The 16752-nt window shown below is 54.6% G+C and carries 19 protein-coding genes and 1 pseudogene; 7 read left to right on the forward strand and 13 right to left on the reverse strand.

The window, feature by feature from the left end; translation table 11 throughout:
* Position 1: 1 nt before the first annotated feature.
* Positions 2-640: a DUF4177 domain-containing protein gene (locus tag K0B93_RS19245; protein ID WP_228743327.1), complete on the reverse strand. Its 639-nt coding sequence runs from the start codon at positions 638-640 to the stop codon at positions 2-4.
* On the opposite strand from K0B93_RS19245, the gene K0B93_RS07755 reads away from it, so the two are divergent.
* Positions 639-803: a hypothetical protein gene (locus K0B93_RS07755; protein ID WP_219866662.1), complete on the forward strand. Its 165-nt coding sequence runs from the start codon at positions 639-641 to the stop codon at positions 801-803. The genes K0B93_RS19245 and K0B93_RS07755 overlap by 2 nt on opposite strands.
* A 285-nt stretch (positions 804-1088) precedes the next feature.
* Here K0B93_RS07755 and K0B93_RS07760 read toward each other — a convergent pair whose 3' ends face one another.
* Both K0B93_RS07760 and ald read right to left on the reverse strand, forming a co-directional pair.
* On the reverse strand, positions 1089-2477 hold the full coding sequence (locus K0B93_RS07760; RefSeq protein ID WP_219866663.1) for an alanine/glycine:cation symporter family protein: 1389 nt from the start codon (positions 2475-2477) through the stop codon (positions 1089-1091).
* 49 nt (positions 2478-2526) lie between these two features.
* Positions 2527-3651 carry an alanine dehydrogenase gene (ald, locus tag K0B93_RS07765; RefSeq protein ID WP_219866664.1) on the reverse strand — a complete coding sequence of 375 codons (1125 nt, stop codon included), beginning with the start codon at positions 3649-3651 and terminating at the stop codon, positions 2527-2529.
* 189 nt (positions 3652-3840) lie between these two features.
* On the opposite strand from ald, the gene K0B93_RS07770 reads away from it, so the two are divergent.
* Complete coding sequence (locus K0B93_RS07770) at positions 3841-4329, forward strand: Lrp/AsnC ligand binding domain-containing protein (RefSeq protein ID WP_416383197.1); 489 nt, start codon at positions 3841-3843, stop codon at positions 4327-4329.
* A gap of 29 nt (positions 4330-4358) precedes the next feature.
* Here K0B93_RS07770 and K0B93_RS07775 read toward each other — a convergent pair whose 3' ends face one another.
* From K0B93_RS07775 to K0B93_RS07800, 6 genes and pseudogenes are all read right to left on the reverse strand, one after another.
* Positions 4359-5249 carry an alpha/beta fold hydrolase gene (locus K0B93_RS07775; protein WP_219866666.1) on the reverse strand — a complete coding sequence of 297 codons (891 nt, stop codon included), beginning with the start codon at positions 5247-5249 and terminating at the stop codon, positions 4359-4361.
* 14 nt (positions 5250-5263) lie between these two features.
* Positions 5264-6031, reverse strand: coding sequence for a TIGR01458 family HAD-type hydrolase (locus K0B93_RS07780; protein WP_219866667.1), 768 nt, complete (start codon positions 6029-6031; stop codon positions 5264-5266).
* Between the two features lie 218 nt (positions 6032-6249).
* Positions 6250-6513 (reverse strand): annotated as a pseudogene (locus K0B93_RS07785) (glutathione S-transferase family protein); the annotation flags it as partial.
* 160 nt (positions 6514-6673) lie between these two features.
* Entirely contained in the window at positions 6674-7711 is a 1038-nt protein-coding gene (gene rho / locus K0B93_RS07790) for a transcription termination factor Rho (protein ID WP_285367360.1), read from the reverse strand.
* 152 nt (positions 7712-7863) lie between these two features.
* Positions 7864-8253 (reverse strand): hypothetical protein, encoded by a 390-nt coding sequence (locus tag K0B93_RS07795; protein ID WP_219866668.1) that lies wholly within the window; start codon positions 8251-8253, stop codon positions 7864-7866.
* Positions 8254-8352: 99 nt separating this feature from the next.
* Entirely contained in the window at positions 8353-8715 is a 363-nt protein-coding gene (locus K0B93_RS07800) for an STAS/SEC14 domain-containing protein (protein WP_219866669.1), read from the reverse strand.
* Positions 8716-8926: 211 nt separating this feature from the next.
* Here K0B93_RS07800 and K0B93_RS07805 point away from each other — a divergent pair, with 211 nt between their 5' ends.
* Both K0B93_RS07805 and K0B93_RS07810 read left to right on the forward strand, forming a co-directional pair.
* Positions 8927-9271: a PBPRA1643 family SWIM/SEC-C metal-binding motif protein gene (locus K0B93_RS07805; protein WP_219866670.1), complete on the forward strand. Its 345-nt coding sequence runs from the start codon at positions 8927-8929 to the stop codon at positions 9269-9271.
* A 29-nt stretch (positions 9272-9300) separates the two neighbouring features.
* Complete coding sequence (locus K0B93_RS07810) at positions 9301-9744, forward strand: DUF3010 family protein (RefSeq protein WP_219868063.1); 444 nt, start codon at positions 9301-9303, stop codon at positions 9742-9744.
* Here the strand turns inward: K0B93_RS07810 and K0B93_RS07815 are convergent, their stop codons facing one another.
* Together K0B93_RS07815 and K0B93_RS07820 are read right to left on the reverse strand one after the other, a co-directional pair.
* Positions 9745-9966, reverse strand: coding sequence for a metallophosphoesterase family protein (locus K0B93_RS07815; RefSeq protein WP_416383198.1), 222 nt, complete (start codon positions 9964-9966; stop codon positions 9745-9747). It abuts the gene before it with no gap.
* A 258-nt stretch (positions 9967-10224) separates the two neighbouring features.
* Positions 10225-11496, reverse strand: coding sequence for a mechanosensitive ion channel family protein (locus K0B93_RS07820; protein WP_219866671.1), 1272 nt, complete (start codon positions 11494-11496; stop codon positions 10225-10227).
* 165 nt (positions 11497-11661) lie between these two features.
* Between K0B93_RS07820 and K0B93_RS07825 the strand changes: the two genes are divergently transcribed.
* The 3 genes from K0B93_RS07825 to K0B93_RS07835 all read left to right on the forward strand — a co-directional run bounded on the left by K0B93_RS07825 (position 11662) and on the right by K0B93_RS07835 (position 15535).
* Positions 11662-12342 (forward strand): arginine N-succinyltransferase, encoded by a 681-nt coding sequence (locus tag K0B93_RS07825; RefSeq protein ID WP_219866672.1) that lies wholly within the window; start codon positions 11662-11664, stop codon positions 12340-12342.
* A 130-nt stretch (positions 12343-12472) separates the two neighbouring features.
* A complete protein-coding gene (locus tag K0B93_RS07830) occupies positions 12473-13816 on the forward strand; it encodes a hypothetical protein (protein ID WP_324124351.1) in 1344 nt (447 codons plus the stop codon).
* Between the two features lie 192 nt (positions 13817-14008).
* Positions 14009-15535 (forward strand): hypothetical protein, encoded by a 1527-nt coding sequence (locus K0B93_RS07835; RefSeq protein ID WP_219866673.1) that lies wholly within the window; start codon positions 14009-14011, stop codon positions 15533-15535.
* Between the two features lie 319 nt (positions 15536-15854).
* Here the strand turns inward: K0B93_RS07835 and K0B93_RS07840 are convergent, their stop codons facing one another.
* Both K0B93_RS07840 and ureG read right to left on the reverse strand, forming a co-directional pair.
* The gene (locus tag K0B93_RS07840) at positions 15855-16040 is read right to left on the reverse strand and encodes a hypothetical protein (RefSeq protein ID WP_219866674.1); all 186 of its coding nucleotides are present in this window, start codon (positions 16038-16040) and stop codon (positions 15855-15857) included.
* Positions 16041-16083: 43 nt separating this feature from the next.
* Positions 16084-16722 (reverse strand): urease accessory protein UreG, encoded by a 639-nt coding sequence (gene ureG / locus K0B93_RS07845; RefSeq protein ID WP_219866675.1) that lies wholly within the window; start codon positions 16720-16722, stop codon positions 16084-16086.
* Positions 16723-16752: the final 30 nt, after the last annotated feature.

Genomic DNA, 16752 nt, shown 5'->3' on the forward strand with positions numbered 1-16752 from the left:
GTTAGCGCCCCAACGTAACAATCACAGATTCACGCTGCCAAAACAGCCAGAAGCGCTTCATCTCCAGAACCTGGAATACAACCTGCCAACCTTCAGAAGCGTAGCGGTTCAGTTCCGCTTCAATTTTTTTCAGGGGCAAGCCGGAGGAGCCCAGCAGCAATGTGCCACAGCCGCCCTCCGTGATATGGACCATCTTGTATTCGGTAAAACGCTGCTCCGTCATAACATCTCCATTTTTTTGAGTAAATCTGGGCCGCTCCAGAGCCGACCGCACCTCCCCCATGGAAAACACCCTCGCGAATTCCGCGAATCGCTGCCCGCCAAACCACAGCTGGACTACCGGCAGGGAAAAAATACCGCGGGCCGCACACACCGGTGCGGCGGCTTCCTGGCAGACCCCATAGCCGGAACAAACCACTACTTCAGTAGGTGGTTCAGGGTCGAAAAAAAAGCCTTCCCGTTGGAGAAAGGCTTTTTGATGCGCACAGATCGAATGGCAGGCTTGTCGCGTTTCAGCAGTTGCCCTTTTTCGCCTGGCCCGGTGGGCAGAAATGGCCACCAGACTTACGGTAAGACCGGCGATCGTCATAATCATAGTCATGACGACGGCGATCATGGTCGCGATAGTATTCTCTATCATGATCTCTAGTGGTAATGGCTGTTCCCGTTGCCGCACCGACGGCACCGCCGAGAATAGCACCGTCCCTGCCGCCTACTTCGTTGCCGATGGCAGCCCCGATTGCTCCGCCAATACCGCCACCCAGCGCAGCGTCGGCTGTGTCATCGGCAACGGCACCCAATGAGGTGGCACTCAGAGATAGAAAAACGAGCAGTGATTTCATATTCATTGGTGTAAATCCCATTGTTCAGGTGGTCTGACCTGCCCGGTATGACGGGTAGGAATCCAGTATCTCCATCCTCCCATCAGTCACGTACCAGGTTTGTGAACCACTCCGAGAATATCAGAAATACACGCGATTCCACCCTTACCTTTTATTTATATTTCAATATGTTACAAAGTGTAAAGGGGCAGACTGACCCTCCTGAAGTCAATCCGCCCCCTTTTGATCATGCGCCAGCGTCTGGCCTCAGGAACCGGCTCCCGAGGATTCCACGGGCACACCCAGCGCCTGGCGCTCGAAGTAATCCCGCGTCAATCGGAAGACCACCGGGCTGAGGGCAACGATGGCAATCAGGTTGGGCAAGGCCATCAGCGCATTCAGCGTATCGGCCACCAACCAGACAAAATCCAGGCTGAGAACCGCGCCGAGGGGAACGGCGAGGATCCACAGCACCCGAAATGGCTTGATCGCCCGGGTGCCAAACAGGAACTCCACACATTTCTCGCCATAGAACGACCAGCCCAGGATGGTGCTGAAGGCGAACAACGCCAACGCGATGGCGACCAGATAGTTCCCCACCCCCGGCAAGGCAAGACCGAAGGCCGCCGAGGTCAATGCGGCGCCGGACTCGCCGGAATCCCAGATACCGGAGGTGACAATCACCAGGCCGGTGACCGAGCAGACGACCAGGGTGTCCAGCAGGGTACCCAGCATGGCAATCAACCCCTGACGAACCGGATCCCGGGTCTTGGCGGCCGCATGGGCGATGGGGGCAGAGCCCAGGCCGGCCTCGTTGGAAAACACACCACGGGCGACACCGAAGCGAATGGCCGCCCAAACGGCCGCCCCGGCAAAGCCACCTTGCGCCGCGTGCCCTGAAAACGCACTCTCAAGGATCAGCGCCATGGCCGGGCCAATCTGATCGGCATTGATGGCAAGCACCACCAGGCCCGCCAGGATGTAGGCGACGGCCATGACCGGCACCAGTTTGCCGGCCACTGAGCCGATGCGCCGGATTCCGCCCATCAACACGGCTCCAACCAGTACCATCACTACCAGGCCGGTCACCAGTTCGGGCACGCCAAAGTTGGTTTCCATGACCTGGGCAACGGAGTTGGATTGAACCGTGTTACCAATACCAAATCCGGCCACGGCACCAAAGATCGCAAACGCGGAACCCAGCCAGGCCCAGCGCCGGCCAAGGCCGTTCTTCAGGTAGTACATCGGGCCCCCGACATGGTTGCCCTCCTCATCCACTTCACGGAACCGCACGGCCAACACCGCTTCCGAATACTTGGTGGCCATACCCACCAGGGCGGTCACCCACATCCAGAAAAGCGCGCCCGGGCCGCCGAGGAACACCGCCGTGGCAACGCCCGCAATATTCCCGGTGCCAACCGTGGCCGCCATGGCGGTCATCAACGCCTGGAAAGGCGACACCTCACCGGTCTGCTCTTCATCCTTACCGACCTTGACGCCGCCGGCGAGCAGTTTGAACCCGGTGCCGATGCGCAGGATCGGCATCAGTTTCAGGCCAAGACTCATAAAAAAGCCCACGCCCAGAATGAGAATGAGCATGGGCCACCCCCAGACGATGGCGTTAATGTCCCCTAATACAGAACTCACAGAATCCATTGGATCAATACCTCTTGTTGTTGTCGTATGGTGTTTAGAGCGTTAAGGATCAGTGCATCAGTGCCAGCCCCTGATCCGGGGTGATGGAGTCGATACCCTGGGCCGCACCTACCGATGGGCAGGTCAGCACGCCATTGACCACGTTCAAACCGTTCAGCAGCCCCGCGCTGTCTGCCAGTGCCCGGGGGGCCCCTTTGTTGGCAATCTGAAGGACATAGGGCAGCGTGGCGTTGTTCAGGGCGTAACTGGAGGTTCGGGCCACCGCGCCGGGCATGTTGGCCACGCAGTAATGAACCACGCCATCCACGATGAAGGTGGGCTCGGCGTGGGTTGTCGGCGTTGAGGTTTCAAAGCAACCGCCCTGGTCGATGGCCACATCCACCACCGCCGCGCCGGGCTTCATGCGGGAAATCAGCTCGCGACTGACCAGCTTGGGCGCGGCCGCCCCCGGGATCAGCACACCACCAATGACCAGATCCGCCTGCGACACGGCGTCCGCAACGGCCTTCGAGGAAGAAAACAGGGTCTGGACCCGATTACCAAACACCGCATCGAATCGGCGCAACACGGAAATGGAGGTGTCCAGCACAGTGACTCGGGCGCCCATCCCGACCGCCATCTGGGTGGCGTTGAACCCCACCACGCCGCCGCCAATCACCACCACCGTGGCCGCGTTCACACCGGGAACACCCCCCAGCAGCAGCCCCCGACCTTCCCGGGAACTCTCAAGGCAGTGAGCGCCGGCCTGAATGCTCATACGGCCCGCCACTTCCGACATGGGCGCCAGCAGCGGCAACGCGCCGTTACTGTCAGTCACGGTCTCATAGGCGATGCAGGTAGCGCCGCTGGCCAGGAGGTCTTTGGTCTGAGGTACGTCCGGCGCCAGATGCAGGTAGGTAAACAGCGTGTGGTGAGGCCGCAGCAGGGCCCGCTCGCTGGCCTGTGGCTCCTTGACCTTGACGATCATCTCCGCCTGTTCGAAGACGGCTTCGGCCGACGGGACCAGCCTGGCGCCTGCTGACTCGTATTGTTCATCGGTAAGATCGATACCCGCACCGGCACCGGTCTGCACCACCACCGAATGGCCCTGGGCAACCAACTCATGGACCGCCTCTGGCGTCAGTCCAACCCGGAATTCATTGTTTTTGATCTCTTTGGGTACACCCACAATCATAGGCATTTGCTCCTGTCGGGCAGTGAATGAACGCGACCCACGGGTCACGCTGACGTTTTAAAGTCTAATCAGGGCCGACAGGATAAAATCCCGAATAAAACTACTAATTCATTATTTGATCCTTTTGTTTTCTCAACTACAGTATTTTCTTCTATTTCGGCGAAACTTACTGGTATGAGGAGCAACGCCATGCGGAAACTGGACCGTATCGACCTGGCCATCCTGGATGAGCTGCAGAACAACTCGAAGATCACCAATCACGAGTTGTCCAACCGGGTGAACCTGAGCCCGACGCCCTGCCTGGAAAGAGTCCGGAAGCTCGAACGGGACGGCTATATCAAGAACTACCGTGCCATCCTCAACGCCCGTAAATTGGGCATCGGCCTCACGGTGTTTGTCGAGATCAGCCTGACCCGAACCGGCCCGGACGTGTTCGCACAGTTCAAGGAGGCCGCCATCGACGTTCCGGAAGTCCAGGAGTGCCACCTGGTGTCCGGCAATTTCGATTACCTGATCAAGGCCCGGGTGGCGGATGTCGAGCACTACCGTTCGCTGTTGGGCGCAACCATCCTGGCGCTGCCGGGGGTGAATGATTCACGGAGCTACATCGTCATGGAGACCGTGACGGAAGGGCAGGTATTGAGCATGAAGAGTGTTATGGAGCATGGCGTCGGCTGATGGCAATGAATCTGCCCCAGCTTTTGCCTTCACCGGAAAAACCGGGCCAGGAAATCAAGCTGATCTTCGATTGACTGATCCAGAGCTTCGCCCCGATAAACATCAAAATGACCGACCGGATAGTGCTTCACTTCCGCGTTCGGCATTCTCTCTGCCGCTTTGGCCGCAACACTCGCCGGGGCGACCGTATCCTGGTCGCAAATCAACACCAGTGCCGGGCAGGTGACTTTGCTGGCCAACCGGATGGGCCGGAAAAAGGGAAACGCGTAACTCACGCCCGCTGCAACGTAATTCGACGCATTATCGGCCAGCAAAGGAACATACCCCTCCTGGCAGTCCTCAGCCGTCATCATGCCCAACTCGCCGGGGCGGCCTGCCGACGCAACGTACCGGGGAGACATCCCCAGCCCACGACGAAGCCAGTCGACCGTTCCGTGCCAGGTCAGGCGCATCGCCTGCATAGGGCCGGCATAACCGACAACACCCAGCAAAGACGCCAGACCATCCATCATCGGGCATTGGGAGATGGTGCATTGCACGTTTCCATCCTTTGCCGCAGCCGCAATCACGAGCCCGCCAGAAAACGACGCCCCCCACAGGCAAATACGGCTCCCATCGATACGATCCAGCTGCCGCGCAAAATTCAGTGCCGCCAGCCAATCTGCCACTTCCTTCCGAGGGCTCAGCGTCTGTCGTGGCTGACCGTCACTTTCACCGAAATGGCGGTAGTCAAAGGCAAAGACCGCATAACCCGCATTGCAGAAGGCTTCTTTAAACGGTGCCAGACCACTGGCATGAGTCAGCCCAAAACCATGCGCCATCACGACACACGGTAAACTTTTACTGTCGGCATCCGGGGTGTAAAGAACACCGCGACAGGTTGTACCGTGACTCGGAAATTCCAGTGGGGTTTCGATCATGTTAATCCCTCGTTTCATTGAACTTTGAGCCAGTGTGATGCCACAGCGGCGATATCGTCGAAAACACCGGCGCCGAGTTCCGCGGCCCGGGCTCCATCCGATTCCTGATACTTGCCCGTTTTCACCAGCGCCGCCTGGAGCCCCGCCTTCCGGGCGCCGCCAATATCCGCTTCCACATCGTCGCCGATCATCAGGCAGTCGCCCGGCGCCAGCCCCATGCTGTCACAGGCCTCCTGGAACATGACCTCGCCGGGCTTGCCAATGATGGTGGCCTCCACCCCGGCCGCATACTCCAGGGCGCGAATGAAGGGGCCGGCATCCAGGTGCAGGCCGTCGGATGCCTTGAAGTAACGGTTCATGCCCACCGCCAGCAGGGGCGCGCCCTCCATCAGCAGAGCGAAGGCCTGATCCAGCCGACGGTAATCGAAGCGTTCACCGGCATCACAGACCACGACTGCATCTGCATCGGAAAATGAAGCCGGTTCGAACTCCTCCTCAATGTCAGGATGCACCAGCAGCCAGGCTTTAAGTTTCCGGGCCTTCACGTAACGCGCGACAGCGGCCGGTGCCGTCAGCACTTCTTTCTCATCGACCTCGAAACCCAGTTCGCGGAGTTGGTCCAGCACTGCCCGGGACGGCTTGCGGGAAGTGTTGGTGAGAAAGCGGCATGGCACTCCCGCCTCGCGGACCTTTGCAATGGCTTCCCGAGCGCCGGTGACGACCTCTCCCCCTTCGTGGAGCACACCGGAAATGTCGATACAGAGTCCCTGGGGTTTTGGCATGGCGTTGGGCCTCAACCTGATTTCGGAGATAGAAAAGCGCGGCTTCCTCCGGTTTCTGGAAGCGGCGGACCGGATGGATCAAACCGGCAGTTCAATAATTTCACACGCGACACGGTCTTCGGTCACCTCCAGCCGCCCTACCGTGATTGGAAGAGTATAGCGCCGGGGGCCGGCGTCAGCAGTCGCCTGGTTACAGCTGGCCCAACAGTATTTCGGCGCTACCGTATGACGTCCCGCAGGGACCGCTCAATCTGACCACCACAGTAGGCCTTACCCAACTCCTTTCGCTGATCCTCAAGAAAAGGCCTGATCGACGGATGGTCCTCCACTCGTTGGCAGAGACCCGCCACCCGGGGGGCGTTGTGTTCCAGATCTGCGGCGAGTTCCGGAAAGCTGTGGACGAGGGTGCCAAACAATGCAGCAGTTGCGATATCGGCCACCGTGAGCCTGGAGCCCAGCAGATAGCCCGCGTCCGGATTGAGGAGGTGTTGCGCAGGCTCGTCGGGAAGAAAATGGTAGGCCTTCGCCGAAAGCCAGGTCTGTTCAACTCAATGCCGCTGGTTTAGCAACCTGGTTTCAAAAGCCGACAATGTTAGGGAAAACCGGGGCTGAAAATAGATCTGTCCCGGTTTTCCTACTTCATCATCCTGGCCCGGGGATATTTTTCAGAAGCTCGGCATTTGTGGGGTACTTCTCAAGCAGCTCAACCAGCTTTTTTGTGCCCTCCAGCGGTTTGAGACCGCCAAGCGCCCGGCGCAATGCTCTTATTTTGTCTAAATCTTTTGGATCCAACAGCAGCTCTTCACGGCGTGTACTGCTTTTCGAAATATCCAGCGCGGGAAAGATTCGCTGATTCGCAACGTCTCTCGACAAAACCAGCTCCATGTTCCCCGTGCCCTTGAATTCCTCAAAGATAACCTGGTCCATACGGCTGCCGGTATCCACCAAAACGGTTGCCAAAATGGTCAGCGAGCCGCCATTCTCAATGTTTCGTGCAGCGCCAAACAACCTCCGCGGGATCTCCATCGCTCGTGCATCCATCCCGCCAGACATAGTACGACCGCTGCCCTTTCGCTCCGCATTATGCACACGCGAAAGCCTCGTGAGAGAATCAATCACAATCATGACGTTGTGACCCTCGCCAGCTTGTTGGCGGGCGATATCAAGAAGCTCATCGGCAACGCGAACGTGATGAGCATAGCTTTCATCCGAAGAAGAAGCGTGTACCTCAGCCGGGACGCTACGCCTGAAATCAGTGACCTCTTCGGGTCGCTCATCTACCAATAACGCGTAAAGTTTAATCTCGGGATACGCCTTTCCCACCGCCTGGCAAATATGTTTTAAAATCGTCGATTTTCCAGACCCCGGCGGTGCAACTATCAAACCTCGCTGCCCCATTCCAATCGGCGTGATCAAATCCATCGCGCGCACCGTGAGTTTTTCTGAACCTGACTCCAAGCGAATCCCCGGCGTTGGATTGATAGCCACAGCATTTAAAAAACGTTTTTGTGGATCAGCCTCAACTTCAACCATAGCTTCGGCTTCCTCAGCCACTGGTTTAGCATCTTTGTTTCGTTTTCGGGTTAAACTTAATGTCTTTCTCGTCATGATTGTTTGATAGCTCTCGTTTGATAGATATTTTTCGAAATGGGCTGATAACGTCAAAAAAACAGTGTGCACAAAATAAGTCGGTCCCGGTTTTTTCAGAGTCCCTGGGGGTTTGGCATGGCATTGGGCCTCAACCTGATTTCGGAGTCGCGATGCGAGGCAGTGGGCTCGCTGACAATTATGGCTGGCGCTCACTCAAGTTTAGAAGACGCAACGCTTGATCGTCAGTTACGTTCCTTCAAGACCGAGTAGATGCTGCGAACGGCGGCAACGTCTGACGCGTCAGATTCGATCAGGTCCTCCAGCAATTCCAGAACCCGTTTCTCATCGTTACTTCGAAGATTCGGCCAGAACACATAGGGAATGACATCCGGATTCCGGATATAGAAAAGCGCGGCTTCCTCCGGTTTCGCGGTATCGCCCCTGAGACCGACGGTAAACCGCTGCCCTTCGCTGTCCACCAGGGTAACCACGAGGGATTTTTCAGACTTCACTTCCCGGACTTCACCAACGGTGATGGGAGCCTCAAGAGCAGGGACGGAAGTAATGTAATACTGAACACCGAGAAACCCCAGAAGGATGACCAACAGTGACGCCAGGGCGATTGATTTCATCGTGAATACAGCCTGAATAGATGCATGGGACCTCTATATTTGTCCCGATTTCTGGAAGCGCCGGGGCGTGGCGTGGCGTTAACAATAGAAACTAAGGTATCACGCCACAATCCATTCCCGCGCCTGAGCCGCTTGATCAGTCGAAAACACGCGTAGATCTCCAGGCATCAGGAAACTGAAAAGCTTCATCGTGTGGCCTATCCAGCCCACATCGGTGACAACGGCAAACTTCTCCCAACGATCCATGTGGCCCAAGCCCACCTTGGTATCTTCCCAGACTGCTCCAGGGGCGATGCCATCAAAGTCCGAGGCCGTTTCGTAGTAGAGCCGCAACTTGGACTGACTCTCAAGCGCCGTCTCAACAGCGGGCATAAGAACCGACTCGTAATCTTGCTTCGTGACATGGCCATGACAAGCGAACGCCAGTACGTTATCAGGAAAACCAGTTAACACTTCAATCATTGCCGTTCCCCTCATCTGCAATGGGCCTTACCTCAGTGTAGTCAACTCGATATGCGATTTTTCAGGGGGCTCCCGCTCATGGCTGTCTCCTTGTGCTTGTTTTGCCGGGCCGTCTCAGGAAATTACATCTGCCTATATCGCCGTTTCCGCAAGCGTGCTAAAAGACTCCTCCCGGCAGTAGCTCGGGTATTCTCCCCACCAGGATGTCGCGATGTCAGATAAATTTTTCTTCAAGGGTCGGCAAGACGCTCGCCAGCACCACACCGCTTACGGCGGCTTTCAGACCAACGCCAGCCAGAAGAGTGGTAGCAGGAAATATCCGCTAACGCTGGTGGTTACCAGTGAGGCGCGCAAGCAGGAAGTTGAGGCACAGGTGGCCAGGGCCAAACTGCACGCGACTATTTCGGTTGATACCCGCGAGGGCGCCGTTGAGTCCATCAACGAGCTCACTGCCCTCCTGAACAAAGGAGGGACCGTCACCACTGTTAAATCGCCCTCCCGCAACGACGTCTGCACCTGCGGCAGCGGTATCAAATTCAAGAAGTGCTGCGGCTGACGACAGCCGGGGTATAGAGGGCAATGGCTATGATTGTTTGCGGGGTTGAACTGACGGGCAGCGATGCGGTGGTGTGTTTGCTGAATATGGACAGGGGGCAGTTCAACCTGCCGGAGTGCAAGGTGCGCAAACTGTCACTGCCGAAAAACCACAGCCGTGAAGATCTGAAGCGGTTCCAGGCGGCCTTTGCGGAGCTAATGGCCGAGTACGGGGTCACCAGTGTCGCGATCAAAGAGCGGATGCCAAAAGGCAAATTTGCCGGCGGTGCCATCAGCTTTAAAATGGAAGCGGCCATTCAACTGATCACCGGTATTGAGTTGACGGTGACCCTGCTGCCCCCGGCACTGATCAAATCCACCCTAGCGGCCAACCCGCTGCCAATTGCGTTTCCCGACACAGGTTTGAAGGCCTTTCAGGAAGCGGCCTTTACCGCCGCCTACGTAGGGCAGCTACAGGGTAGTGGTGTCGAATAATCAAACCGGCAGTTCGATGATGTCACCCACTACATCGTCTTCGGTCACCTCCAACCGTCCTACCGTGATCGGCAGCGTAAAGCGCCGCGGCCCGGCGCCACCGGGATTGAAATAAAGCACGTCGCCGACCCACTCGTTTCGGGGTTTGTGGGAATGGCCGGCGATCACCACGCGATACCGGCCTTGTGGATCGAGGTCGAGGGTTTTGACGTCGTGGAGCATGTAGAAAACGTGGCCGAGGAATTCAAGACCTCCAGGGCTTCAGCGTTCGGCTCGCCGCCACGGGAGTTTTCGATTTCGTTGCCTTGGTCATCACTGACGCTTTAGTGAAACAAGACCACCTGATTCTTTTCGATTGGCATAGGGTTCTCTACGACGGTTCAAGGTCCACTATTATAATCAGCGACGGCGTTGACTGCAGGGAAGGAAAATCGGGACAGATCTATTTTTCAAACCACGAAATAAATCTGTCCCGGCTTTCTATTTCGCTGGCGCTTCCTTGATGTACAGGTCTTGTTGGGGGAATGGGATGGTGATGCCTTCTTGCTTAAATCGACGCCAGATTTCCAGATTAATGTCAGAGCTTACGCTACCGAAACCTTCTTGCGGGTCCGCGACCCAGACCCGGGCTTCCAGATGAATGCCGTTGTCGCCGAACTGCGTTAACCGGCACACCGGCTCCGGCTCCGGAATCACCCTGGGGTGCTCCCGGGCCACCTCCAACATGATTGCCATAGCACGCTCAACGTCATCACTGTAGCTGACCGAAACCGGGATCTTCAGACGTACGTTGGGGTCCGAATAAGACCAGTTAATCACCTCGGTGGTAATCAGGTTTTCGTTGGGAATGAGCGTATCCACGCCATCGCGGTTGCGCACCACCACATAGCGGGCATGCAGTGCGACCACCCAGCCGAACTTCTCACCGACGCTGACCACATCACCGGGGCGAATCGAGCGGTCGAACACAAGAATAAAACCGCTGATGAAATTGCTGGCAATACGCTGCAGGCCAAAGCCAAGGCCAACACCCAGGGCACCGCCGAACACCGCGAGCGCCGTGAGATCAATACCGACCAGGTTAAGAACGGACAGTCCAGCAACGGTGATCAGCACCAGCTTGCTGACTTTGGAGAAACCCACGGCCGCACCGGGGCTCAGATACGGCAACTGGGACAGTCTCCGATCGATAATGCCCGAGAGCCATATGGCAACCACTAACACAAGGCCCATCAGCAGGAGCAGCTTGATGACTGCCAACAGGGATATGCGCAGGTCGCCCACGGTGAAAGCCAGGCTATCCATGGCCTCAAGCAATCCGGGTAGCAAGCCCACGAGATGCAGGCCCACCACCAGCCAGATAAGCGTACTGATTACATTTTCCGAAGCCTTGACCAGGGGGCCGCTTCGCATCCCCTTGCGCAACATATAAACCAGGGTGCGGATCAGGGCGAACGAGATCAGCAGCGGGATAGCCAGATCCAGGGCCCAATGGGCTTGATTCAGCGCGGCGAGTAACGCGCGACCCAGTAGAACCATCAGCAGCATCGAGATGGGAAAGGCAAGGCGCTGGATGGTGCGTTGCGTAAAGTGTCGCACGCCCTGGGAATCGGCACCGGTATGTTGGGCAATGAGACGATGCAGATAGAACGCAGCCATCCCCGAAAAGACCAGTACCGCGGCCTGCGGGATAACATCCTGCAAGCTTATTTCCTGCATGGCGACCAGCAAATCCTGCCAGCTTTCCCCCATCGACAACTCCCGGGTAACGAGAACTCAGTAACTGGCCGCCCTTGGCAGCATTCAGCCTCTAGACAGTATAGGATTCAGGAAATACATCTGTCGCGAACGATCTTATGAAATACGAACACGAGGACCGTGGCAGAGGATTCAAACTGCAATCAGGTGACATTGGCAATGAGTGAGACAACCGAGGATAAAACCGCATCAGCGCCGCCACCCGCAAAGAAGGGCTTCAGTGGTTTGCATGTCTTTGGCATTGTCCTGATCACCATCGTTGCCACCGTCGGCGTCGGTTACTGGTGGTTAAGCCACTATGTGTTTCCTGAGAACTTCGAACCCGTAACCCTGAATGCCAGTGAACAGGACTCACTTAACAACAAGCTGAATAGTCTGGGTATTGATACCCAGGGCGGCGAATCTGGCCGCCCGTTGCAGCCGGAAGCCTACAGTGAGGAAGGCGCCAGCCGGGAGGTCCATTTTAGCGAGCGGGAACTCAACGGTTTGCTGGCCAACAACACTGATCTGGCCCAGAGACTTGCCGTCGACCTTTCAGACGATCTGTTGAGCGCCGTCCTTCTGGTACCTCTTGAAGAGAACTTCCCTGTGCTCGGCGGCAGAACCCTACGAGTGAATGCTGGCGTAGAACTCTCCTTTGCCAACGGTCGTCCCCTGGTTAAGTTAAGGGGCGTCAGCCTGATGGGCGTACCCATTCCGAACGCCTGGTTGGGTAACCTCAAGAACGTGGACCTGGTCAACGAGTTCGGCGCAAACCCGGGCTTCTGGCAATCCTTTGCAGCCGGTGTGGATTATATCCAGGTTGAGGATGGCCGGTTGCTCGTCCGGCTTAAGGAATAGCGCTGGGCCATCAGAGAAGCCGAGAAAATAGATCTGTCCCGGTTTTCCATTACCTCGTTAACAGGAAAAATGGTAAATCACTGCTAGACTTAGTTAGGAAACTAAATCTAATAAAAGCATGGAGCTAGCTGTGAAAAACCGTCCTGACTTCCTCACTGGCGGAGAACCTGCCCGACTCATTCCGATAGCCGCAGACAGCGCAAGAGAACAGAAATCCGTCTCCATTATCCTCGCGGGCCTCCGCTCCGTGCTTGAGTTGCGCCAATCTCTTTTGAAATCCCTGAACGTCCGCGTCGGGACCAGCGCCACCCTCGAAGCCTGGACAGAAGTGGTTTTCCAGAACGAAGACAAGAAAGCAGTCAAACTCAAGGATCGCCCGGACGGGCTCTTGATTCTTCGTACCGGCCGGCGTGAATGGCGGGCATTGATAGAAGCCAAAGTCGGCAACGACACCATTGGGGAAGACCAAGTATCACGCTACCTTCAGCAAGCGAAAACCCACAAACTGGATGCCGTGATCACCATCACCAACCAGTTCGCCGCGCTGCCAACCCATCACCCGGTAAAACTCTCTAAGAACGCTACTAAGACTGTCGCGCTCTTCCACTGGTCATGGGCATTCATCCGAACCCAGTGCCAGCTTCTGCTAAAAAATGATGGTGTTGAGGACCACGATCAGGTGTTCATCCTTAGCGAAATACTGCGCTACCTTGAAAGCGACCGTTCCGGCATCAGCCACTTCGACCAGATGAACGCGGAATGGAAAGACGTCGTCAATAAAGTGAAGAGCAATGCCCCACTCGCTAAAAGCAGCGACGAGGTTCAGAACACCATCGCCGCCTGGCACCAGGAGCAGCGGGACCTTTGTTTGATCATGTCTCGACTAACGGGCAGCGATGTTTCCCTGAAATTGAAAAACAACCACCGCCTCGACCCTTCCATGCGCCTGAAGGACGACGCCGATGCGTTCTGTAAAACACCTGCCCTGCACTGCGCTCTCAACATTATTAATGCAGCGGCTGATCTGGAAGTAACCGCAGACCTTCAACGGCGCATGATTTATTGCTCAATGCGCCTTGCCGCGCCGAAAGACAAGCAGAGCACAAAAGCCAGAGTTAACTGGCTCCTGCGGCAATTGAAGAAGACCGAGCCAGCGGGATTCCATATCCGCGCCACTAGGCCCGGCAAGGCAGAAACAACCTACCAGACACTGAGAGAGTTACGAGATTCGCCGGAGTTGCTGGAATCCGATAACTCAAACACCGCAGCCACGACACTTGAAGTAGTTTATGAAGTGGATCTTGCCGGGAAGTTCAGTGGGCGGAAGGTGTTTGTTGAGGAGTTGGAAAAAGCTGTGCCGCATTTTTATCAGGAGGCTGGGCAGTTGTTGAAAGCCTGGATAGCACCACCTCCAAAAATCACGAAAGGAGACCCTGAGGCCAAACAGCAAGAGATAGAAGCTGGGCAAGGGTGATAGCTTAAAAATTCATAAAATTCAGTGACTAACGAAAAATGATCAAAAATCTAAAAAAACATATAGATCCGAGAGTTATCAAAGACTTTAAGTTTGGCTCCATCGACGCGTGGGACGATGAGCTTCTTGAGCTTTGTTTCTGTGAAATTGATCCCTTCACTTCTTTCGTCGGTGGGAAGAAGGAGTTTCTCGTTGGAGCTAAAGGAGCTGGCAAAAGCGCAATGTTTAGGCTTCTATCTGAGGGGGAAGAAATCGTTTTATAACCCAAAAGACTACCACCAAATATTAATACCTATAAACGAAGTTATGGAATACAGTTCAGTTAGGTCAATTGTTAGCGAAAGACTTAAAGGATTCGACCCAGAAAAGTCCAACGACCTTTTTTATTTTTGGGAAATCTACATTCTCTATAGAATACTAAAAGAGCTAAAAATCGGACATAAGAAAATAACGTCTAGCTTAAACAGGGAATCTATTTCTTTTTTAGACAAGTTCGAAGACAACAAGAGTTTTATGGATTTCTTAAAAGGGATAAAAGGTAGCGCTGGCGTTAAGTTCGACCTTTCTAATCCTCAGATACCGACTCCTGACTTCTATCTATCGGCCGAAAATTCAGAACTAGATCCGTCTGGAAGCCCACTTCCATTGATTAAAATTGACACGATAAAAAATGACATCTGTGATGCTCTTAAATTTCACAAGTCTATTCTTTATGTCTTGGTAGACAATCTAGATGATTTTGCCTCCCGCGAAAACTTTGATAGCCAGAAAATGGTTATCCAAGGCCTGGTAGAAACATGCAGGTACTATACACGATTCTCAGAAATAAAAATAAAAGCCGCTCTAAGACCAGAGCTTTATGAAAAACTTAATTTTGCAAAACTAGGCGGCCGAGACAAAATAGAGCCAAGAACCGTACATATAAAATGGGGTGCCGACGACATTCGATTTTTTATGGGCGAGCGAATTATCAGCAACATAGAAAAACACTTTATTCGTAAGGGACGCCATTTGCAGATTGCAGTTAACGAAACTGAACTATACCGACCACACAAAATCAACGTCAGCATTGCGACGAGAGTTAAAAATTATTTCCTTAAGGCTTTAAAAATAAGAAAGGAATTTGATATTCGAGATGCAAGAAAAGTCGACCTGAAAGATCACCTATACAAATCAATAATTACTTGCATCTTCCCAAGAACGGTAAAGCACTACAACAACAATGGAAGAATAATCGAAAATGAGGACATTTTCGATTATTTAGAAAATCATTTTTGCTTTGCTAACAATAATGCAACACCAAGAATTTACGTTAGATTCCTTGACATCGTTTCGTCTGTTGCCCATTCAAGATACTGTAAGAATGAACCAGATCCGATAACGATAGATGAAAACAATGAATACCCTATTATTAAACGCGACTTCGTCTTAGAAGCCTATTCCAAACTGCAAGCCGAAGCACGAGAGAATGCGATCTCATCGGTAGACTATGAGCCTTGGAGGAAAAATATTGGCATAATTTTCCAGAAACTCGGCAGGAAAGATTCCATCTCCTTCCGAACATTAAAAAAATGGATCGGAGAAGAACATGATAGCAGGGCAAAAGAGTTTATCGCATACTGTATACACTTAGGAATTTTTCATTGTGAAAACAAGCACAGCCCTCTAGAACAGAGAAAGTATATTTTTCCGCTTTTATTTCAGAAAAACTGGGGTTAAATCATCTAATCGATATCTGAAAACCGTGAAAACCGACACAGATCTATTCCCCAAGGGTATCAAATACCAAAGGTGCAAAAGAGCCTGTATCAGTACAGAGAGGTCAATCAGCCGTTATCCCTGTCAAGCAGAATGTCGCAGTGTTTAGCTACCTAAGCCAGAGCCTCCCAACGCTGCTTGCCTCCCCCAAGAACGAAAATACGTAAATTCTATGCCACAAAAAAAGCTGCAAGGCATTGCCACGCAGCTTTCTGTTTTACCAATGCTTTTTATCAGGCATACCCGATACTAGGCTAATACGGGCCCGCCATTTTGAGCGTTAGTCCTGTCCGTCCCGCTGGTGCCGCATCAGGCCATAGAGGCCCACGGCTGCAGCTGCACCAACCACCAGCAGGTATTCAATGTGCACACCATCACCAAGCGCTTCATGCCCGGCATGTCCCCAAGCTACGCCAGAAGCAAGGAGCAGGCTGGCCGTCAAAGTAAGTCGATTGCGTAGTTTCATGAATGGATCTCCGTAGTGCGTTAAACGTTTAAATTCGGTGCCGCTAGGCCGTTTCAGCCACTTTCCCGGGCCTGCGTTCCGGCAACATGCCCCGCTCCAGAATGAAGCTGATGATCGTCTCCAGCCCTACCCCGTCATACAGGTTGGTGAACACGAACGGCCGCTCCCCACGCATCTTTTTCGAATCCCGATCCATCACCTCCAGCGAGGCATGAACCTGCTCGGCAATGTCGATCTTGTTGATGATCAGCAGGTCGGATTTGGTGATGCCGGGGCCGCCTTTGCGGGGGATCTTGTCGCCGGCGGACACGTCGATCACGTACAGGGTGAGGTCGCTCAGTTCCGGGCTGAAGGTGGCGGAAAGGTTGTCGCCGCCGGATTCCACCAGCACCAGTTCCAGGTTCGGGTGGCGGCTTTGCAGGTCGTCGATGGCCGCCAGGTTCATTGAGGCGTCCTCGCGGATGGCGGTGTGCGGGCAGCCGCCGGTTTCCACGCCGAGGATTCGGTCGGCTGGCAGGGCCTCGTGTTTGAGCAGGAAGTCGGCGTCTTCGCGGGTGTAGATGTCGTTGGTGACCACGGCGATGTCGTAGTGGTCTTTCAGGGCCTTGCACAGCTGGCGCAGCAGGGCGGTTTTGCCGGAGCCGACCGGGCCGCCGACGCCTACTCTCAGGCAATGTTTCATGGCGTGTTCTCCTGTTTCTGTTCTTTGTTG

It is taken from the genome of Marinobacter sp. F4218 (genome assembly GCF_019443085.1).
In the GTDB taxonomy this organism is placed as follows: Bacteria; Pseudomonadota; Gammaproteobacteria; order Pseudomonadales; family Oleiphilaceae; genus Marinobacter; species Marinobacter albus.